Annotated in this window: 15 protein-coding genes and 1 tRNA gene; 9 read left to right on the top strand and 7 right to left on the bottom strand. The window is 63.1% G+C overall.

Annotated features, from left to right (window positions below):
- Positions 1-33 precede the first annotated feature (33 nt).
- The 3 genes from ACSVHC_RS14205 to ACSVHC_RS14215 all read left to right on the top strand — a co-directional run bounded on the left by ACSVHC_RS14205 (position 34) and on the right by ACSVHC_RS14215 (position 3,232).
- A complete protein-coding gene (locus tag ACSVHC_RS14205; protein ID WP_437771432.1) occupies positions 34-1,602 on the top strand; it encodes an NCS1 family nucleobase:cation symporter-1 in 1,569 nt (522 codons plus the stop codon).
- A gap of 85 nt (positions 1,603-1,687) precedes the next feature.
- On the top strand, positions 1,688-2,446 hold the full coding sequence (locus ACSVHC_RS14210) for an aspartate/glutamate racemase family protein (protein ID WP_439181036.1): 759 nt from the start codon (positions 1,688-1,690) through the stop codon (positions 2,444-2,446).
- Between the two features lie 21 nt (positions 2,447-2,467).
- Entirely contained in the window at positions 2,468-3,232 is a 765-nt protein-coding gene (locus ACSVHC_RS14215; RefSeq protein ID WP_437771430.1) for an SDR family oxidoreductase, read from the top strand.
- Between the two features lie 45 nt (positions 3,233-3,277).
- Here ACSVHC_RS14215 and ACSVHC_RS14220 read toward each other — a convergent pair whose 3' ends face one another.
- Both ACSVHC_RS14220 and ACSVHC_RS14225 read right to left on the bottom strand, forming a co-directional pair.
- Complete coding sequence (locus ACSVHC_RS14220) at positions 3,278-4,189, bottom strand: glutaminase (protein ID WP_437771429.1); 912 nt, start codon at positions 4,187-4,189, stop codon at positions 3,278-3,280.
- A 5-nt stretch (positions 4,190-4,194) separates the two neighbouring features.
- Positions 4,195-5,811, bottom strand: a complete 1,617-nt coding sequence (locus tag ACSVHC_RS14225; protein ID WP_437771428.1) for a PucR family transcriptional regulator — start codon at positions 5,809-5,811, stop codon at positions 4,195-4,197.
- A 272-nt stretch (positions 5,812-6,083) separates the two neighbouring features.
- Between ACSVHC_RS14225 and ACSVHC_RS14230 the strand changes: the two genes are divergently transcribed.
- The 3 genes from ACSVHC_RS14230 to ACSVHC_RS14240 all read left to right on the top strand — a co-directional run bounded on the left by ACSVHC_RS14230 (position 6,084) and on the right by ACSVHC_RS14240 (position 12,109).
- Entirely contained in the window at positions 6,084-7,682 is a 1,599-nt protein-coding gene (locus tag ACSVHC_RS14230) for an amino acid permease (protein WP_437771427.1), read from the top strand.
- Positions 7,683-7,696: 14 nt separating this feature from the next.
- Positions 7,697-10,501 carry an aminotransferase class I/II-fold pyridoxal phosphate-dependent enzyme gene (locus ACSVHC_RS14235; RefSeq protein ID WP_437771426.1) on the top strand — a complete coding sequence of 935 codons (2,805 nt, stop codon included), beginning with the start codon at positions 7,697-7,699 and terminating at the stop codon, positions 10,499-10,501.
- A 117-nt stretch (positions 10,502-10,618) separates the two neighbouring features.
- A complete protein-coding gene (locus ACSVHC_RS14240) occupies positions 10,619-12,109 on the top strand; it encodes a cation:dicarboxylate symporter family transporter (RefSeq protein ID WP_437771425.1) in 1,491 nt (496 codons plus the stop codon).
- A 64-nt stretch (positions 12,110-12,173) separates the two neighbouring features.
- On the opposite strand, the gene ACSVHC_RS14245 is transcribed toward ACSVHC_RS14240, so the two are convergent.
- Genes ACSVHC_RS14245 through ACSVHC_RS14255 form a run of 3 tightly spaced genes read right to left on the bottom strand, consistent with a single transcriptional unit; the run spans position 12,174 to position 15,207 of the window.
- Positions 12,174-12,560, bottom strand: coding sequence for a sterol carrier family protein (locus ACSVHC_RS14245; protein ID WP_439181037.1), 387 nt, complete (start codon positions 12,558-12,560; stop codon positions 12,174-12,176).
- Positions 12,561-12,576: 16 nt separating this feature from the next.
- Complete coding sequence (locus ACSVHC_RS14250) at positions 12,577-13,593, bottom strand: asparaginase (protein ID WP_437771423.1); 1,017 nt, start codon at positions 13,591-13,593, stop codon at positions 12,577-12,579.
- Between the two features lie 36 nt (positions 13,594-13,629).
- The gene (locus ACSVHC_RS14255) at positions 13,630-15,207 is read right to left on the bottom strand and encodes a molybdopterin-dependent oxidoreductase (RefSeq protein ID WP_439181038.1); all 1,578 of its coding nucleotides are present in this window, start codon (positions 15,205-15,207) and stop codon (positions 13,630-13,632) included.
- 135 nt (positions 15,208-15,342) lie between these two features.
- On the opposite strand from ACSVHC_RS14255, the gene purD reads away from it, so the two are divergent.
- Positions 15,343-16,653, top strand: coding sequence for a phosphoribosylamine--glycine ligase (gene purD, locus ACSVHC_RS14260; protein WP_437774087.1), 1,311 nt, complete (start codon positions 15,343-15,345; stop codon positions 16,651-16,653).
- Between the two features lie 3 nt (positions 16,654-16,656).
- Positions 16,657-17,592, top strand: coding sequence for a phosphoribosylaminoimidazolesuccinocarboxamide synthase (locus ACSVHC_RS14265; protein WP_437771421.1), 936 nt, complete (start codon positions 16,657-16,659; stop codon positions 17,590-17,592).
- Positions 17,593-17,767: 175 nt separating this feature from the next.
- Here the strand turns inward: ACSVHC_RS14265 and ACSVHC_RS14270 are convergent, their stop codons facing one another.
- On the bottom strand, positions 17,768-19,054 hold the full coding sequence (locus ACSVHC_RS14270) for a helix-turn-helix domain-containing protein (RefSeq protein ID WP_078107616.1): 1,287 nt from the start codon (positions 19,052-19,054) through the stop codon (positions 17,768-17,770).
- Positions 19,055-19,192: 138 nt separating this feature from the next.
- Between ACSVHC_RS14270 and ACSVHC_RS14275 the strand changes: the two genes are divergently transcribed.
- Positions 19,193-19,456, top strand: a complete 264-nt coding sequence (locus ACSVHC_RS14275) for a hypothetical protein (RefSeq protein WP_437771420.1) — start codon at positions 19,193-19,195, stop codon at positions 19,454-19,456.
- Between the two features lie 289 nt (positions 19,457-19,745).
- Here ACSVHC_RS14275 and ACSVHC_RS14280 read toward each other — a convergent pair.
- Positions 19,746-19,822, bottom strand: a tRNA-Pro gene (locus tag ACSVHC_RS14280).
- Between the last annotated feature and the right edge of the window lie 2 nt (positions 19,823-19,824).

The following is a 19,824-nucleotide window of genomic DNA, read 5'->3' on the forward strand; positions in this document are numbered from 1 at the left end:
AGTTGCAGCACCACAAAGAAGTGGAGATCCACGATGCAATCGACTCCCCCAGTCGGCGTCACAGCGGCTCCGGAGCAGACCGTACTGCCAGGCAGTTCGGTCCATCCGTCAGTAGGAAATGAAACCCTGTGCGATGTAGCGTCCGTCGCAGCAGGCCGTGACATCAGCCCCAGCCTCTACAACCTCGACCTCGCCCCCACCAAGAAGGAGGGTAGGCGCTGGACCAGCTACAGCATCTTCACCCTCTGGGCCAACGACGTCCACAGCCTTGGCAACTACGCTTTCGCCATCGGCCTCTTTTCGCTCGGCCTGGGCGGGTGGCAAATCCTCGTGGCCCTGGGCATCGGCGCGGTTTTGTTGTTCACCCTCTTGACCTTCTCCGGATTCATGGGCCAGAAGACCGGCGTCCCCTTCCCGGTGATGAGCCGGATCAGCTTCGGTATCCGGGGCGCCCAGTTGGCCAGCCTGGTCCGAGGCGCAGTGGCCATCGCCTGGTTCGGAATTCAGACCTACCTTGCCTCCGTGGTGCTCCGCGTCATGCTTGTCGCCATGTTCCCTGGGCTCAAGGACATGGACGCCAACTCGATCCTCGGCCTGTCCACCCTTGGCTGGATCGCCTTCGTATCCCTCTGGATTGTCCAGTTGGTCATCGTCAGCTTCGGCATGGAGATGATCCGCAAATACGAGGCCTTCGCCGGCCCCATCATTCTCGCCACCATGCTGGCCATTGCCATCTGGGTCTTCGTGGAGGCCGGGGGCGCCATCCAGTGGTCCGGCATCAAGGGGCTTGAAGGCGGGGAGATGTGGCGCACGATCTTTGCCGGCGGCGCGCTGTGGGTCTCCATCTACGGCACGTTCGTCCTGAACTTCTGCGACTTCACCCGTTCCTCGGTGTCCAAGAAGTCCATTGTCCGCGGCAACTTCTGGGGCATCCCCATCAACATGCTCCTGTTCGGCGCAATCGTGGTCATCATGGCCGGCGGCCAGTACAAGATCAACCGCAAGATCATTGAAAGCCCCTCCGACATCGTGCAGAGCATCCCCAACACGCTCTTCCTCGTCCTGGCCTGCCTTGCCTTGCTGATCCTGACCATCGCAGTGAACCTCATGGCGAACTTCGTGGCACCTGTCTACGCGCTCACCAATCTCTTCCCCAAGCACCTGAACTTCCGCAAGGCAGCCTGGGTCAGCGGTACCATCGGTCTGGTCATCCTGCCGTGGAACCTCTACAACAACCCCTTGGTGATCGTGTACTTCCTGGGCGGACTCGGCGCGCTGCTCGGCCCGCTGTTCGGCGTCGTCATGGCCGACTACTGGCTCCTGCGCCGCGGCAAGGTCAACATCCTTGACCTCTACACGGACCACCCTTCGGGCACCTACTTCTACAAGCGCGGCGTCAACCCCCGGGCGATCGCCGCAATGGTTCCGGCCGCCGTCGTCGCCGTCCTCATTGCGTTCGTTCCGGCTCTCGAGGCCGTGGCACCGTTCGCCTGGTTCTTCGGAGCAGGCATTGGAGCGTTGTGCTACTACGTCTTCGCGGACAAGAAGCAGCAGCACACCGACGTCTCCGGCGAGCCGATCGCCGTCGTCAGCAATCACTAATACTCAACTGACTCGCAGTTAATGTCGTTTTCGCCCGTCAAAACGACAACAACTGCGAGTTAGTTGGGCTACCCAGGAGGAACACATGCGCATCCTCGTCGCAAACGTCAACACCACCCAATCCATGACCGACTCCATCGCGGCCCAGGCCCGAAGCGTCGCGGCTCCCGGCACCGAGATCATCGGCATCACCCCGCGGTTCGGCGCCGATTCCTGCGAAGGGAACTTTGAAAGCTACCTCGCCGCCATCGCAGTGATGGACCGCGTGGTCAACTACCCCGAACCGTTCGACGCCGTCATCCAGGCCGGCTATGGCGAGCACGGCCGCGAGGGACTCCAGGAGCTCCTCGACGTCCCGGTGGTCGACATCACCGAGGCCGCGGCCAGCACCGCGATGTTCCTCGGCCACAAATACTCCGTGGTCACTACTCTTGACCGCGCGGTCCCGCTCATCGAAGACCGCCTCAAGCTCGCCGGCCTCGACGACCGCTGTGCATCCGTCCGCGCGAGCGGCATGGCCGTCCTGGAGCTCGAGGAATACCCGGACCGCGCAGTCGAAGCCATCGTGGAACAGGCCGAACGCGCCGTGCGTGACGACAAAGCCGAGGTCATCGTCCTCGGCTGCGGCGGCATGGCAGGGCTCGACGAACAGATCCGCCAACGCTGCGGCGTTCCGGTGGTGGACGGAGTCGCCGCCGCCGTGACCATCGCCGAGTCGCTCGTCCGCCTGGGACTGTCAACGTCCAAGGTCCGGACCTACGCCACGCCGCGCCCCAAGACCGTCATAGGCTGGCCCCTGACCATAACGGACACGACGACGGCGGATGCTCCCGCCGCGCGCTAGCTCAACAAACAGGAGAACCGCGTGAGCGAAACCATCCCTACCCGGCCCCGGGTCGCCGTCGTCACCGGAGCCGGTTCCGGGATCGGGCGGGCGGTGGCCCGCCTTCTGTTGTCCGAAGGTTACCGCGTTGCCCTCGCCGGACGGCGGGAAGCGCAGCTCCTCGAGACTGCCGACGGCCACCCCGAGGCGCTTGCGGTGCCGTGCGATGTGACAGTGCCCGACGACGTCGCGCGCCTTTTCGCGGCGGCCCGCCAGCGCTGGGGGAGGGTTGATGTCCTGTTCAACAATGCGGGCATCTTCGGCCCTTCCGGAGGCGTGGACGAGATCAGCGTGACCGATTGGAATGCCACCCTGGCGGTGAATGTCACCGGTTCCATGTTGTGCGCGGCCGAGGCCGTGCGCACCATGAAGACGCAGGAGCCACAGGGCGGACGCATCATCAACAACGGCTCCATCTCAGCCCATTCGCCGCGGCCATTGTCCGTCGCGTACACCGTGAGCAAGCACGCCATGAGCGGCCTGACCAAGAGTATAGAGCTTGACGGGCGCCCGTATGGCATTACGTGCGGGCAGATCGATATCGGCAACACCCGCACCGAAATCATGGACACCATCGGCGTGGGCTCGGGGGCGCTCCAGGCAGATGGCAGCAGGCGCGTGGAGCCCATGTTTCCTGTGGAGGATGCTGCACGCGCTGTGCTCATGATGGCCAACATGCCCGCGTCGGCCAATGTTGGTTCCGTGGTGGTGACCGCCGCCGGGATGCCGTTCGTGGGCCGGGGCTAGGTGGCAGCTGCTGGAAGCCCGGCTACTGCTTGAAGCCCGGCGCTGCTAGAAAATCGACCAGCCAGTGCGCGTGGTGAACTCATCGAGTGCGGCAACGCCTGCCAGTGAATTCCCGGATCGTCCCAGGCCGGGGCTCCAGACACAGATGGTGCATTTGTTGGGTACCACGGCCACAATGCCGCCACCCACCCCGCTTTTTCCAGGGAGTCCCACGCGGTACGCGAATTCGCCGGCGGCGTCGTAGGTGCCGCACGTGAGCATCACGGCGTTGATTCTCTTTGTCTGCGAGGGCGACAGAAGAGCCGTGCCGTTCCCGCGCAGCCCGTTGTTGGCCAGGAATCTGCTCGCGAGGGCCAAATCAGTGCAGCTCATTTCAAGCGCGCACTGGTTGATGTATGCCTTGAGGACCGAGTCCACGGGGTTTTCGAGGTTTCCGTAGCTTGCCAGGAAGTGTGCCAGCGAGGCGTTGCGGTGACTGTTCGCGGCCTCTGAAGCGGCCACCTCGGGGTCGGCATCGATAGAGTTGTTGCCGCTTTCCTGCCGGAGCAATTCCCGGACGGGAGACGCCGAGTTGCCCACGATGCTGAGCAGCCTGTCGGTGACAACCAGGGCGCCGGCATTGATGAACGGATTCCGCGGAATTCCGTCTTCGTGTTCGAGCTGCACCAAGGAATTAAACGGATTACCGGAGGGCTCCCGGAACACGCGCTTCCAGATCCGGTCGCCATCCCCGGCCAGCACCAGGGCGAGGGCATAGACCTTCGAAATGCTTTGGATGGAGAAGGGCACATCGGCGTCTCCGGAGGAGAACACGTCGCCGTTGGAGGTTGCCACGGAAATGCCGAATTGCTTGGTATCAACCGCGGCCAGGCTCGGGATGTAGTCTGCAGGCGCTCCTTGGCCGAGCAAGGGCTGAACCGTGCCGACAATGTCGTCAAGGAGATTCTGGAGGTCCATGTTTCTTAGTGCCGTCCTTCGGAGTGGGTCCACAGCCTGAGCTGAACATGCGCGAGCAGCCGTTGCTCTGCGGAGTGGAGGTCGATGCCGGCCACTTCGCAGGCTCGCCGCAGCCGGTAATGGACCGTATTCCGGTGGATGGCCAGTTCTTCCGCGCACCGGTTCACATCACCGAAGAATTCAAGGTACGTCAACAGCGTAGTGGCGAACTCCGGGTACATGTCGCACAGTACGGAGATGCCACCATGCCGAAGGTCGGTCCTCGAAGCCAGAAGCTCCAGCAATTCCTTCGTCAAAACAGTCGTTTCGACGTCTGCGTAGGACGCCACATGGATCGAGGGAGTGCTTTCCAGGACCTTCAATACGCTTCGGACGTGCTCCAGCGTTCCATGCAATGCGTCGAGGCGTTCGACGACGGGACCGACGGCGGCCTGCACCTGGCAATGCAGGTGGACTCTTGCGTCCCGGACAATGACGTTGATGAGGCGGTTGATCGCCGGCGGAGACTTTATGGGGTCAAGGTCAGGAAGAATCATGGCTATTTCCAGGCCAATGGCTCCCACCACGGCACCGGGACGGTAGGCGGCCGCATGGATCGATGCCACGTTGGCCAACTCGCCACGCCGCAGTTGCAAGCCCGCTGTCGTCTCGTCATTGCCTTGGGCGGAAATCAGGACGAGGGCTGCCGGCTTGGATGGATCGATGCCCGCGGACTGCGCCTGGGAGTGGATCTGGGGAGTGCCGCTGAGCAGGCTGGATATCCTGTCTCGCCGTAGTGCCTGGGATTGCTCGTTGCGGTGCCGGACCAGTTCTATGGCCGCGTGCCGTGCCGCTCCAACCATGAGCTTGTCCGTGTTGTGGGCGAGGGGTTCCTTCCCTTCCTGAAGCCAGATGTACCCCAGGATCCTGTTGCCTGCGTGGATACCGATCGCCACCCGTTCCCGGAGACCTTCCGTCGGGTTGGCTTCCATGTGGATGGGAGCCTCGGCCGCTTGCAGGTGCTTGTAGACGCCTGACTCCTTCAACAGTTTTTGGTAACGCTCCGGTCCACGCCGGGCCAGGATGGAGAGCCTGCGGAGTTCATCGACGTCGTTGGAGGCCGGCGAGTACGCCAGGACGCGGTTTGCCGGATCCTCAATGACCACGTGGCCGTTGGCCAGGGTCGCTGTCGTCTGGGCGATCGCAAAAAGATCCCGGTGAATGATCGTTGACGCGTCGGTGGAAAGTGCAGGCTCCTGGATGCGGTTCTTGGCGATGCTTTCCAGCGTTCCCCAGTTCATTGCCGGAGACACTGCGATCAGGCCGATTCCGGTGGGAAACAGCACTTCCCGGACGGCGTCCAGGTCCTCCTCGTTTCCTTTCACCGCGACCGCGGCGGGGTAGTCCGGAATCAGCTTCCGGATGCCGGGCAATGCCGCGCGACCCCGGACTCCGATCAGCAGAACCAAGCTCCCGCGCTGGACCGGCGCCTCGTCCTCGGCGTCCACGATCACCGTTTCTCGAACCGTGCCGTTGTCCGTTCCGGGAGGAACCAACAGTTGCCCGTTGTCGACGCCAATGTCTTCAAGTATGTCGCTGAGCATGGCGCCAATGACATGCTCGGCAGATTCATGGGGTGCCACCCGTATTCACTTCCTCTAAGCGGCTTAGCCGCGCTCACAGCCATGAACACTACTCGCACTCTGGCGGAACGAAGTTGTCATTCGCGCACAACGGGGGTCGGGCGAATTTAGCTGGCCAGACAGTTCCTTCCCTTCCGCCGGAACCTAGAGTTGTTTCCGTCCCCTCCTCTGACGATCCAGCAGTGTAGCTGTGATTCCACGCGTCAGCAGGGGGACAAGTTCTGGAGCATGCAGCCGCACCCGCGGAACCGGAGTCAAAGGAGACCCCTGGAATGAAACGCACATTGAACCCGCCTGCGCCGAGCCCGATCGCCGGGGCTCAGATTGCCGGGCTTGATCCCGCTGATTTGCTGGAAAACGACCGGGAGCTTCTTGGCGACCGTTCGACTGCCGCGCAGGACTTTTCAAGCGAGGACGCCGGTTACCACAAGACCCTCAAACCCCGGCAGATCCAAATGATAGCGATCGGTGGCGCGATCGGAACGGGACTCTTCATGGGGGCGGGTGGCCGATTGAATAGTTCGGGTCCGGCCTTGATCTTCGTGTACGCGCTCTGCGGGTTCTTTGCGTTCCTGATTCTGCGCGCGCTCGGCGAACTGGTTCTCCACAGGCCATCCTCGGGTTCGTTCGTGTCCTATGCCCGGGAGTTCTATGGCGAGAAGCTTGCGTACGCGGCCGGCTGGTTGTACTTCCTCAACTGGGCCATGACCTCGATTGTCGATGTCACCGCCGTGGCGCTTTACGTCAAATTCTGGGGGCAATTCTGGGTGCCGCTGCAAACAATCCCACAATGGCTTATCGCGCTTTGCGCCCTCGTCATTGTCCTGGCCCTCAACCTCGTCTCCGTGAAAATCTTTGGCGAGATGGAATTCTGGTTCGCCATGATCAAGGTGACTGCGCTGGTAGCTTTCCTCGTCGTCGGGGTCTGCTTCATCGTGTTTGGTGGGAAGACCGACATCGGCGTTCCCGGGCTGGGCGTGATCCTGGACCACGGCGGAGCTTTCCCGACCGGTGCCGTAGCGCCCCTGCTCGCGATCAGCGGCGTCGTGTTCGCCTATGCCGCGATTGAACTTGTCGGTACGGCCGCAGGCGAAACTGCCAACCCGGAAAAGGTGATGCCCAAGGCCGTCAACACGGTGGTCTTCCGGATCGCACTCTTCTATGTCGGTTCCGTGGTGCTCCTCTCGCTGCTTTTGCCGTTCACGGCGTACAAAACCGGCGAATCGCCCTTCGTCACCTTCTTCTCCCATCTCGGAGATCCCCATGCCGCGGCTGTTTCGGCATCGGTGATGAACTTCGTTGTCCTGACAGCGGCATTGTCGAGTCTCAATGCCGGCCTCTATTCCACGGGACGGATCCTGAGGTCCATGGCGGTCAATGGCTCCGCGCCACAGTTCACCGCCAGGATGAGCAAATCGGGGGTGCCGTATGGCGGCATCCTGCTGACAGCGGTGATCACTCTTCTTGGCGTCGGCCTGAATGCCCTGGTGCCGTCCCAAGTTTTCGAGATCGTTCTCGAGGTGTCTGCGATCGGGATCATCGGCGGCTGGGCAACCATCATCCTGTGCCACATCAAGCTTCAAACCTGGGTCAGGCTCGGCAAGGCCGTTCGTCCGTCATTCCGACTCTTCGGAGCCCCCTTCACCTCATACCTCACGCTCGCCTTCCTTGCCTTCGTTCTCCTCACGATGGGTTTCTCGGAGACCGGGCGCTGGGTGCTCGCTTCACTGCTGCTCCTGATACCACTGCTCATTGCCGGCTGGTTCGCTTGCCGCAAACGGATCCTGGAGGCAGCTGAGGCCCGACGCGGCCACACGGGCGACCTGCCCGTCGTCGCCGGCTCCTTCTCCCAGGGCGGCCAACGCTCCTGATGCACAACGAATTGATGGAAAGCGGAATTACCTTGCCCGGCATGACGTCGCGAAACAACAGCGCCACCCTGACCCAGCAAACCACCCTGGGTAAGCGAAGCCTGCGGGACATCGGCACGCCCAGCAGCGCGTGGCGGTCGCGCGCCGACGCGTGGGAGTTTCTCGGGTACGCGTTCAAGCAGCTGGCAAAGAGCGGCCCGGGAACGCGGTCGCATTCCGGTCTCCACGATCAGGCCATCCAGGCCCTGCGCCTGCTGAAGGCCGTGGAACTGTATTGGGCGGCGCCGGGGCTGGCCGCGTTGGTGCCGCTACTCGACTGCGTGGATTCGGGTGATTACGACGCCGGACTCGAGATGATCCGCGGAATGTCCCACCTGATGCCTTCCGTCGGTCCGGGACCAGTCAGTCCGGAACCAGGTCATTCCGGGGCGGAGCGCTCCATTTCGGGTGTGCAGGACGAGGGCTCCGCGGAGCAACGGCCAGCGCGGGAGCGGCCACGGTTCGAGGTCCTGTTTGTCGACGACATCACCGAACAGGAAGCCGAAGCGCTGAAAGCGGACATGCTGGCACAGCGGAGGCCGTCGGATGCCTTCACCTATGAACTCATCGTGGTTCCCAGCTACGAGGATGCGCTGGTTGCTTTGGTCCTGAACCCTGCCATCCAGGCCTGCATTCTCCGCCCGGGATTCACCATCGGCAGCAGCCAGCCGCTTGGCCGCGACCTGAGGAAATACGTTGCCGGCCTGGTTGGCCCTGAACTTGCCGGAATGCCACCGCTGGGCAGGTTCCTTAGCCTGGCCGAGCAGATCTCCGAGTTACGCCCCGAACTGGATGTGTACCTGGTAGCCGGTGTCGCCATGGAGAGCCTTGCGGGTTCACTGACGAAGCGGTTCCGGAGGATTTTCCGCAGGCAGGACAATCTCGACCTGCACCTATCGCTGTTGTCGGGCGTCGCTGAGCGGTACAGGACCCCGTTTTTCACTGCGCTGCAGGAATACAGCCGGCGGCCGGCCAGCGTCTTCCACGCCTTGCCGATCTCTCGCGGCGGCTCGGTGGGCAATTCGCCCTGGATCCGCGACATGGTTGATTTCTACGGGATGAATCTTCTCTTGGCCGAGACGTCTGCGACTTCGGGGGGCCTCGACTCGCTGTTGGATCCGCACGGATCGATCAAGGAGGCCCAGGACTTGGCGGCGCGGGCTTTCGGCGCCCAAAAGACTTTCTTCGTCACGAATGGAACGTCAACCGCAAACAAGATCGTTCATCAGTCCATCCTTGCTCCAGGGGATGTGGTCCTCGTCGACCGCAACTGCCACAAATCCCACCATTACGCTTTCGTCCTCGCCGGGGCCCAGGTTTCCTACTTGGATGCCTACCCGCTGGACCAGTACGCGTTCTACGGCGCCGTACCCCTTGCCAGCATCAAGGCCCGGTTGCTGGCCTACCGACGTGCCGGGCGCCTGGATGCGGTCAAAATGATCACGCTGACCAACTGCACCTTCGACGGCATCGTCTATGACGTCGAACGGGTCATGGAAGAATGCCTGGCCATCAAACCCGACCTGGTCTTCCTTTGGGACGAAGCGTGGTTCGCCTTCGCCCGGTCTCACCCCGTCTTCCGACGCAGGACGGCCATGGCAGCGGCGAGGACGCTTGAGGCTTCTTTCGGTGATCCCGACTACGCCTGCAGGCATGCTGAACAAGCGGCATCGCTCTACGATGCGGTGACGGGCGCGCCCGCCGATGATGAAGTCTGGCTGAAGACCCGGCTGATCCCGGATCCAGCGAAAGCGCGACTGCGCGTCTACGCCACGCAGTCCACCCACAAGACCCTCACTTCGTTGCGCCAGGGATCCATGATCCATATCTTCGACCAGGACTTCAGCGAGCATAACCAAGAGGCGTTCCGCGAAGCGTATATGACCCATACTTCGACCTCGCCCAATTACCAGATCCTCGCTTCTCTCGACATCGGGCGCCGCCAGATAGAACTTGAGGGTTTCGGCCTGGTTCAGAAACAGGCGGATCTGGCAACCAGCGTTGCCCAGGCTGTGGCCCGCCACACCTTGCTGAAGAAATACTTCCGGGTCCTCACGTCGAGGGACCTCATTGCGGCGCCCTATCGGGAAACGGGCAGCGCCATGCCGCTCCGGGACGGGCTGGCAGCCCTGGCGGACGCCTGGCGGCACGACGAGTTCGTCGTCGACCCCAGCCGCCTCACGCTGGATATCAGCCGGACAGGGATCGACGGCGACACGTTCCGGCACCGCTATCTCGCCGACAAACACGGGATCCAAGTCAACAAGACATCACGTAACACCGTGCTCTTCATGACCAACATCGGCACCTCCCGCAGCGCCGTCGCCTACCTGATCGAAGTCCTGGTCAAGCTGGCCGAGTCGTTCGAGGAGAAGCGGGCGGCGCGGAAAACGGCAGACGCCGGTCGCGCCGTGGGCCTCACGGGAGCCACTCCGCCCTTGCCGGACTTCAGCAGGTTCGCGGACCGCTACCGGGGCGATCCGCTCAGTCCCGATGGGGACATCCGGGCCGCCTATTTCGAGAGCTACAAGGATGGATCAACCGCGTACCTGGCGGCCGACGAGCTCAAGGCCAGGATCGCGGCGGGCGACGAAGTTGTGTCGGCCGGATTCGTCACGCCCTACCCTCCGGGGTTCCCTATCCTCGTCCCGGGTCAGGTCATCACCAGCCAGACGTTGGCGTTCATGGCTGCATTGGATACACGTGAAATCCACGGCTTCGACTCAGGGCGCGGGTTCCGGATCTTCGCGGACAAGGCGGCTGAGGAGGTGCAACGCTGATTCCCTGGATTCCACATTGTGAAATTTGAATTCCCCCTTGTGGAATGGTGTGATCGGGATTACATTGAATTCATCCCCGAAAATCGGGGCTGTTCCCAAACTGATTGGTTCAGATCAATGAAGTTCCCAGACTCTGCGGCGCTGAAGGCGAGTTCGGCCCCGCGGAAGAAGAAGCCACTGTACAAGTCGCTCTTCTTCCAAATTCTGATCGCCGTCGTCGCAGGTGTACTCATCGGCCATTTCTGGCCGAACATCGGGTCCGCCCTCCGGCCACTGGGCGATGGTTTCATTCAACTCATCAAGATGATCATTGCTCCGCTGATCTTCCTCGTGATCGTGACGGGAATCTCGGCAGTGGGCGACGTCAAGGCGGTCGGAAGGGTCGGGGTCAAGGCACTCCTCTACTTCACCGGTGCCACGCTTTTTGCCCTGGTCTTCGGCCTGATCGTGGGAAACCTGGTCCAGCCCGGCGCCGGACTCCACATCGATCCGAGCACCCTTTCCCAGGATGCGCTGAACGCAAAGACCGGGACTGCGCCGCCCAAGGATGCGGCGTCCTTCCTCCTGGACATCATTCCCACGTCTGTGATCGGCGCTTTCGCCAGCAACAGCCTGCTCCAGGTCCTGTTCTTCTCGGTCTTCTTCGGCGCGGCAATCGTCGTCATCGGACGCGAGCGGTGCCTACCGGTCATCAGCCTCATGGAAACCGTGTTGGAACTGATCTTCAAGATCATGTCCTGGATCATGAAAGTGGCACCCATCGGCGCGTTTGGAGCGATGGCGTTCATCATCGGCCAATACGGCCTCGACACCCTCGGGACGTATGCGCTCCTGATCGCCTCCTGTTACGGGGCGGCCATCGTCTTCATCGGCCTGCTGTTCCTCGTCGCCTGGAGCTTTGCCCGGGTGCCCCTGTGGCAGTTCCTGAAGTACACCCGTGAGGAATTCCTCCTCGCGCTCGGCACCGCATCCACCGAGGCGGTCATGCCCCGGATCATGACCAAGCTGACCAACGCTGGTTGCTCCCGGGCCACCACCGGCCTGGTTGTCCCGACTGGCTACTCCTTCAACCTCGACGGCGCCGCGATCTACCTTTCGATCTCGCTGCTGTTCCTGGCCCAGGCCTTCGGCCACCACCTCGACCTCGGCCAGCAGCTGGCAGCCCTGGGTGTCCTGCTCCTCACGTCCAAAGGCATGGCGGGCGTCCCGGGCTCGTCCTTCCTCGCACTCTCGGCCACCGCCGCGGCACTGGGCATCTTCCCGGTCGCCGGCGTCGCGCTGCTCCTCGGTGCAGACCGCCTCATGGACTCCATGCGCGTCGTCGTCAACCTCCTGGGCAACTGCGTGGCTACGTTCGTCGTCGCGAAATGGGAAGGCCAGTTTGACCGTTCGGTCATGCTCCGCGCCTTCAAGGGCGAGATCACCAACGAGGATTCCGCCATCATGCTCGGAGCCGAAGACGTCTTCGAGGAACAGGAAATCGAGCGCCTCAGCGAAGGACGCGAGCCTTCACCGAAGTTCCGCGGCGGCCCGAACCCCGATGCGATTCCGCAGTTCGAAATGACCAAACCGGGCCAACACCGGAGCCCCTCCGTCAGTCCGGACTAAGGCACCACGCACCATACCGGTTGATCGCCCCACGGCGCCGTGGGGCGATCAACCATTTAAGCGCTCAGAGCAGCGGCAGCAGCTCCGACAAATCGGCGCGCAGGCCCGACGCGGCTACCCGTCCGGCGTCGACGGCGTCGGACCAAGCTAAGCGGCCGGTGACCATCGCCAGCCAGGTGGCGGCGTCGCACTCTATGACGTTGGGAGGGGTGCCGCGCGTATGCCGGGGTCCCTCCACGCACTGGGTGACGCCGAAGGGCGGCACCCTGACTTCAACCGAATTGCCGGGAGCGCGGGCGGTGAGTTCCTCCAGCGAGTAGCGCACCGCGGTGGCCAGCACAGTGCGCGACGGCGGTGTCCCCGGCACCGTTTCCTGCCCGACGGCGGCCTGCCAGGCGGCCAGTGCCGTGCGGCCTTCCGCAAGGTCGATCCGGCGTCGTGCAATTGCCATGGTTCGCCGGTTCCAATCAGTCCAGCAGCGCCGAAACGGCGTGGCCGAGGCGGATCCTGCCAACCGATTGGCCGCCGCCGAGGACGGGCTCCACGACCTTTTCGAGCACGCTCGAGACTCCGGGAATATCGACGGCGCCGGCAACCGCCAGAAGCGTGAGTCCAACCAGGGTGGCTGCGCGGGGATTCCCGTCGAGGATCTTCACTGCGACGGAGGCGCCTGTGGCGGTTGCCAAGACCAGGACGCCTTCCGCTCCGCCTTTGGCAAGCACTTCGAGTTCGTCCATGACGATGGTGTTCGCCTCGCCGCGGCCTTGCACTGCCCACGGGTAGTCCAACATGGACGTGGCAATGGTCGCCGCGCGGGCGTTGGAGCTCTGGTCCCGCGGGGCCTGGGCAAGGCGCGAGTAAGCCCGCGCCAGCCCGGTCAGGGAAAGCGCGGCGACCGGTGCCCCGCAGCCATCAATCCCAAGGTGGGCGATTTTCTCGCCGCTGTATTCCTCGATAACTGTCCGCACTCGGTGCTGCAAGGGATGGTTCGGCTCCAGGTAACTGTGCGTGTCCCAGCCGTTCTCGGTGCAGGCCCAGAGGAACGCAGCGTGCTTGCCTGAACAATTGGAAGCCAATTTGGACTTGCCGTGCTCGGAACGGATCAACCAATTGCGGGCGACTTCGTCCTGTGGCCATACCGAGGGGCACTGCAGCTGTTCTTCACGGACGCCCGCGGCTTTCAGCATGCCTTCCACAACGTCCATGTGATCCAGCGAGCCCACATGGCTGGCACATGCCAAAGCCACCTGGGCGCCGCGCAATGGAACCCCCGACTGCATCGACGCGAGGGCCTGGAAAGGCTTGAGCGCGGAGCGGGCGTAGATGGGCGTCGTGATGTCGCCGAGCCGGGTCACCACGGAGCCGTCACCGGAAAGAACCACTGCGGAACCGATGTGGCGCGATTCGATGAAGCCGCTGCGTTCGATCACTGCCAGTTCGACGGCGGACTCAACGCTAAAGGTTTCATGCGAACTCAAGGGCATGATGCAAGTCTAGGGTGAAGGAACCGGCTTCCCGGGCTACTCCACGGTCACCATGACGGACTGCCATCCCGAGGCGCCGTCAGGCACAGGATCCGCGCGCTTTTCGGTCTGCACTTCACCGGTTCCGTCCGTGGCCCGGACCTTGATGTAGTGGGGACCCGGAGTGGCGTCCCAGTTGAAGGACCACTGCCGCCACGTGACAACAGATGCCTCCGCGGCAAGGGTGGCTTCGACCCATGGGCCGTTGTCTACCTGGACCTCCACCTTCTTGATGCCGCGGGTCTGGGCCCAGGCCGTGCCGCCCAATGCGACACTGCCGGCAGGCACCTTGGCGAAGGACTTGGGAACTTCCAGACGGGCCATGGTCTTGATCGGACCCCGCTCGGACCAACCGCGGGTGGTCCAATAGGCCTTGCTGTCCGCGAATCGGGTGACTTCCAGATCCACCACCCATTTGGTCGCGGAGACGAAGCCGTAAAGACCCGGAACCACCATGCGCACGGGGTAGCCGTGTTCGAGCGGTAGGGGTTCGCCGTTCATACCGATGGCCAGGATGGCATCCCGGCCGTCCTGGAGCACTTCCAAGGGGGTGGAGGCGCTGAAGCCGTCGATCGAGGTGGAGAGGACCATGTCTGCTCCGGGTTTGGGTCGGGCTTGTTTGAGCGCGTCACGGATGGGCATGCCCAGCCATTTGGCGTTGCCGGCCAGGTTTCCGCCTACGGGGTTGGACACACACGTGAGCGAGACGTGGGTTTCGATCAGTTGGGAGTCGAGCAGATCCTGAAAGTTCAGCCGGACCTCCTGCTCCACCAGTCCGTGGATCCGGAGCTCCCAGTCCTGGGCGTTGATCTCAGGCACGCTCAAGGCGGTGTCGATCCTGTAAAAGTCCTTGGACGGGGTGAGCCAGGGGGTGACTCCCGGCGTCGGGGACTGGACGCCCGCGGGAACGGGAGCGGCCGCCCTGGCGGGAGCGGGGAGTTTCAAGGAATCCCTGGCCTTGGCCACATTGCTGCGTGCAGCACTCAGGAACCGGCCGCCGCCGGCTGCGATGGCGGCTGCGGCAACGGTGATACCGGTCGCGGCGAAGAAGGTTCGGCGCGTGGTGGCGGGACGCTCGATGCCTTTGGCCGCGGTGTCGGCAGGGGCGTCAGGGAACGACTTCAGCCGCCAGAGCCGGGCCACCAAAAGGCGGAGAACCACGAGCCCAGCCACCGTGCCGATCAGGCTCGGTATGGAATCCACGGGCTTCACGCTGGCCCGGGTCACCACGGCGGCCACGATCACCGCGCCCATGCCGAGAACACCCAACACGCCCAGTGCCCAATTGCGGAAGGCCACGATGCCCAGCACGCAAGCGAGCACGAAGATGGTCAGGCCCATTCCCACAAACAGCGCGGCCTTGTCGTTTGTGCCGAACGTGGTGACGGCAAAATCCTTCATCCACGGCGGTGTGAAGTCGATGAAGGTTGACCCCAGCGCGATGACAGGAGTAGCCCGGGCCGTAAAGAAGGCGCCGATCAGTTCCGCAACGGAAAGTACGACGGCGGCAGCAGCCACCCCGGCCAGTGCAGCCAATGCGGTGGGTCCCCTGAGCCAGTTCCTGAGCTTCTTCATGCAGGTGGTTCGTAGCCGGAGGCCCCCAAGATGGGTTGGACATGCTCAGCCCTTGGCTTGTGGCCAAGGCTGGGCATGTCCAGTGGTGGAGACAGCTTAGGAGTCCTGCCCCCGCACAAAGTACCCTTGAAGACTGTGAAGGTACTCGTCATTGGCCCCGGCGGCCGCGAACACGCAATTGTCCGCTCCTTGCTCAAGGATCCCAACGTTTCCGAGGTCCATGCGGCTCCGGGAAACGCGGGCATCGCCAAGCTGGTCCCCACGTACGCGATCGACGGGAACGACCCCGGCGCGGTCGCAGCGCTCGCGACAAAGCTGGCGGTTGACCTGGTTGTCGTCGGCCCTGAAGCTCCGCTCGCCGCGGGCGTATCCGACGCCGTCCGCGAAACCGGTATTCCGGTCTTTGGCCCCAGCAAGGCCGCGGCGCAGCTCGAAGCCTCCAAGGCGTTCGCCAAGGAAGTCATGGCCGAGGCCGGCGTGCCCACCGCCATGGCCCGCGTGGCAACAAACGCTGCAGAGGCTGCCGACGCACTGGACACTTTCGGCGCTCCGCATGTCGTCAAGGATGACGGACTGGCCGCCGGCAAGGGCGTCGTGGTCACAAATGACCGCGAGGAAGCACTCGCCCACGCCCAGGCTTGTTTCGACGCTGGCGGAACCGTGGTGATCGAGGAGTTCCTGGACGGGCCCGAGGTCTCCCTGTTCGTGCTGTGCGACGGCCGCACCACGGTGCCGCTGTCCCCGGCTCAGGACTTCAAGCGGATTTTCGACAATGACGAAGGCCCCAACACCGGCGGCATGGGCGCTTACACCCCGCTCGACTGGGCGCCTGAAGGCCTGGTCCAGGAAGTCATCGACCGGGTGGCCCAGCCCACCGTGGACGAGATGGCCAGCCGTGGAACTCCGTTCGTCGGCGTCCTCTACTGTGGCCTGGCCCTGACTTCCCGCGGCACGCGCGTCATCGAATTCAACGTCCGTTTCGGCGATCCCGAAACGCAGGCAGTCCTGGCCCGGCTCAAGACCCCGCTCGGCGCCCTCCTGCTGGCAGCCGCCAAGGGCGAACTGGACCAGGCTGAAGAGCTGCGCTGGTCGAAGGAGTCGGCAGTCGCCGTCGTCGTCGCCGCCGAAAACTACCCGGACACGCCCCGCACGGGGGACCGCATCCGCGGCTTGAACAAGGTGGACGCGCTGGAAGGCGTCCACGTCATCCACGCGGGTACCAAACTGGACGAACAAGGCCGGATCGTCTCGGCCGGCGGCCGCGTGCTGGCCGTTGTGGCGTTGGGCACGGACCTCGTGGAGGCCCGCGAGCGGGCTTACGACGGCGTGGAGCTGGTCCAGCTCGACGGCGGACAGTTCCGTACCGATATCGCCGGCAAGGCAGCCCGCGGCGAGATCCATGTGGTCTCCCCGGCCACCGGCTCCATCCCGAATGTGAAGGCCTGAACCATGCCTGAAAACAACGCAAACGGCCTGCAGACTGAAACCCTCGACCTCCCGGGATGGAAGCATTTCTACTCGGGCAAAGTCCGCGACCTCTACGTTCCGGCGGATGATCTCGAGGGGGCAGCATCCGGCCAGGACCGTGTCTTGGTGGTCGCCAGCGACCGCATCAGCGCCTACGACCATGTCTTGAGCAGTGAGATCCCGGACAAGGGCCGGGTCCTCACCCAACTGAGCCTGTGGTGGTTCGAACAGCTTGGCGTGGAGCACCACGTCCTTGCATCCACGGTCGCCGAGGGTGTGCCCGCAGAAGTTGAGGGCCGGGCGATGATCTGCAAGCGGCTGGAGATGTTCCCCGTGGAATGCATCGCCCGCGGGTATCTCACGGGCTCCGGCCTCGCCGAGTACCGCCAATCAGGCACCGTCTGCGACATTCCCTTGCCCGAGGGCCTCGTTGACGGCTCACGCCTGGCGCACGCCATCTTCACGCCTTCTGCCAAGGCTGAAGTCGGCGAGCACGACGAGAACATCACCTACGACGACGTCGTCGCGATGGTGGGCGACGATATCGCCGCACGCCTGAGCGAACTCACGTTGAAGATCTACACCCGCGCGGAAGAGATCGCCCGGGGCCGCGGAATCATCCTGGCCGACACGAAGGTTGAGTTCGGCATCGACGTCAACACGGGCGTCATCACCTTGGGCGATGAGGTCCTGACGCCGGATTCCTCACGCTTCTGGGATGCGTCCACTTACGAGCCGGGCAAGGCGCAGCCATCGTTCGACAAGCAGTTTGTGCGTGACTGGCTGACCTCCGCGGAATCGGGCTGGGACCGCTCGAGTGACACCCCGCCGCCCGCGCTGCCGGCCGACGTCGTGGACAAGACGCGCGCCCGCTACGTGGAGGCCTACGAAAAGCTCACCGGCCGGACTTTCGTCTGACTTGCAGTTGTTGTCGTTTAGCCGCGGCTAAACGACAACAACTGCTAGGCCCAGGCCGCCAGGGTTCCCTGGCCGTGGGGCCCCGCCGGCGAGGGTACCTGCCTGAGCTTGCGAAGGCTGGGAGCCGGTGGGGACTTGCGAGGCGAGGGGGCGGTGGGGATCAGCTGGGTTCGCGCTAGCTTGCGCGGGAAGACTGCGCGCTCCCGCCATGGCCCGACGCCGCCCGACGTTCCGCCAGCCTGATCTCCAGTACGGAGTCCATGGCCTGCTGGACGCGGTCGGCTGCGCCGGCGGCGGTGAAATCGCGCTGGGCTTCTTCGAGATGGACCAGTGCGTCCGTGTTTTCGCCGGCCGCTTTGAGTGCCTTGCCAAGGAGGAAAGCGACTTCGCCTGCAGTGTGCCGGGCGAGTACATCGCGGTCCGCGTGGATTTCGCGCAGCTTGGTGATGGCGGCCGGGATGTCGCCCGTCAGGTACAGCCAGCGGGCGCGGATAAAGGCAACTTCGAGCTGGTCCGTCTTGTTTCCGCCCACAATCGACAGAGCGAGTTCAGCGCGTTCGATAGCTGAGAGCGTCTCCGGCTCTACGATTCCCGAGGACAGCCGGACGGCCGCCGATGCCTTGTTGAAACGGGCCCACAGCTCAATGTCATTGGCGGGGGAGAGCAGCTTTGCGGCGCGCTCGTGATGCTTGATGCCTTCAACATAGTCGTGGCGCATGAAGGCCACGTTTCCCACCACCCAGGCCACTTCGCCTGCAAGCTGGGACATCGAATGGTCGTCCATCTGGTTGTTCATGGCCTGGCAATATGTCCAGGCTTCGTCCAACCTGCCACTCTCGGCCAATGCACCGATCAGGGCGCGGTGCGCCCCGATGATCAACGTTGAGCCTTTGGGCAGCTGCTCGGATAGCCTTACGGCTTCCTTGGCATGCTCGACGGCGGTGGCCAGCTGCCCTTGTCCGTGGCAGACGGCGGCAAGCATCTGCCGGGCACGGACTCCGAGGCCTGCGGATTCGGTAGCCATGGGATGTTCCAGGAGATGCTGGATGATCTGCTGGCATTCCTTCAATTGCCCCTGCTTCATGAGGCATTCGGCCTGCATGTAGGTCATGTTCCACCAGGCGCTGGTGTTCTTTGCCTCGAGCGCGATTTGGGCGGCGGTTGATGCGTGGCTTGCGGCAAGCGGGTAGTCCCTGAGGTCCCAGGCTTGCCTGGCGTACAGCCCCGCGAGCACGTATTCGGCGTCACTGACGGATACGGGCTGGCTCCAGGCTTCCAAGGCTTTTGGTGCCAGCTCCAGACGGCGGGCGAGTTCTTCAATGACTTCGGCCGTGGGCTCCCGCCGGCCCGTTTCAAGAAGCGAAATGTAGCTGGGCGAGTAAAGGTCCCTGCCCAATTCAGCCTGGGTCAGCCCACGTTCGAGCCGTTCGGCACGGAGCTTTTCTCCGAATCCGTTCCCCACAGGTTCCTCCTAGAGGCTTGTCTTTGCGCTGTCTTTACGCCTAAAGCTTGACAGTCGCTGTGGAAAACATTTTACAATGAATGTCAACAGGGACCGCTAAATTTCCGTAACGAATCCGACTCGCATTGAGGAAAAATTATGTTGAAGAAGATTGCTGCAGCAGTGGCCTTGGCCGGCGCTCTTGCATTCTCCGCCGCGGCGCCAGCCGTGGTTTCGGCAGCCCCTGTGGCAGACACCGTCAGTACGGTGCTCAGCATTGGTAACTGGCCAGATCCGATGAGGATCTCGCAGGCTATTGGTAACTGGCCTGATCCGATGAGTGTGGTTTCGCAGGCTATCGGTAACTGGCCTGATCCGATGAGGGTCTCGCAGGCTATCGGCAACTGGCCCGATCCCGTGTAGCTCGACGGCGGCTCCCGGAGATCCCGGCAGGCGCTGGATAATTCAAATGAAGTGAAGAAATCCCCGGTTGTCTGAAATCGACACACCGGGGATTTCTTTTGCGCCAGGTTCGGGGTGGACCGTGATATACCCCGGGTCATTGTGCCGGGGTTGTTAACAACACTTGTCTCTAAACCTTGGACCGGCGAGGAAAACCGGTCAGGGGAATGTTTCTTCCGGTTTTCCAGGGCTTCCGAAAAGCTCGTTAAATAAAGTAGAAGACCTTCCGAGTGGAAGGTCTTCTACCAATTGGTCGGGATGACAGGATTTGAACCTGCGACCTCTTCGTCCCGAACGAAGCGCGCTACCAAGCTGCGCTACATCCCGAT

The sequence above is a fragment of the Arthrobacter sp. KNU-44 genome (genome assembly GCF_051843155.1).
Taxonomy (GTDB): domain Bacteria; phylum Actinomycetota; class Actinomycetes; order Actinomycetales; family Micrococcaceae; genus Arthrobacter.

Coding starts and splice junctions, on each gene's coding strand:
- ACSVHC_RS14250 (WP_437771423.1), bottom strand. CDS start 13,593: ATGCCCTTGAGTTCGCATGAAACCTTTAGCGTTGAGTCCGCCGTCGAA.
- ACSVHC_RS14220 (WP_437771429.1), bottom strand. CDS start 4,189: ATGGACCTCCAGAATCTCCTTGACGACATTGTCGGCACGGTTCAGCCC.
- ACSVHC_RS14230 (WP_437771427.1), top strand. CDS start 6,084: ATGAAACGCACATTGAACCCGCCTGCGCCGAGCCCGATCGCCGGGGCT.
- ACSVHC_RS14210 (WP_439181036.1), top strand. CDS start 1,688: ATGCGCATCCTCGTCGCAAACGTCAACACCACCCAATCCATGACCGAC.
- ACSVHC_RS14265 (WP_437771421.1), top strand. CDS start 16,657: ATGCCTGAAAACAACGCAAACGGCCTGCAGACTGAAACCCTCGACCTC.
- ACSVHC_RS14235 (WP_437771426.1), top strand. CDS start 7,697: ATGGAAAGCGGAATTACCTTGCCCGGCATGACGTCGCGAAACAACAGC.
- ACSVHC_RS14255 (WP_439181038.1), bottom strand. CDS start 15,207: ATGAAGAAGCTCAGGAACTGGCTCAGGGGACCCACCGCATTGGCTGCA.
- ACSVHC_RS14275 (WP_437771420.1), top strand. CDS start 19,193: ATGTTGAAGAAGATTGCTGCAGCAGTGGCCTTGGCCGGCGCTCTTGCA.
- ACSVHC_RS14245 (WP_439181037.1), bottom strand. CDS start 12,560: ATGGCAATTGCACGACGCCGGATCGACCTTGCGGAAGGCCGCACGGCA.
- ACSVHC_RS14240 (WP_437771425.1), top strand. CDS start 10,619: ATGAAGTTCCCAGACTCTGCGGCGCTGAAGGCGAGTTCGGCCCCGCGG.
- ACSVHC_RS14205 (WP_437771432.1), top strand. CDS start 34: ATGCAATCGACTCCCCCAGTCGGCGTCACAGCGGCTCCGGAGCAGACC.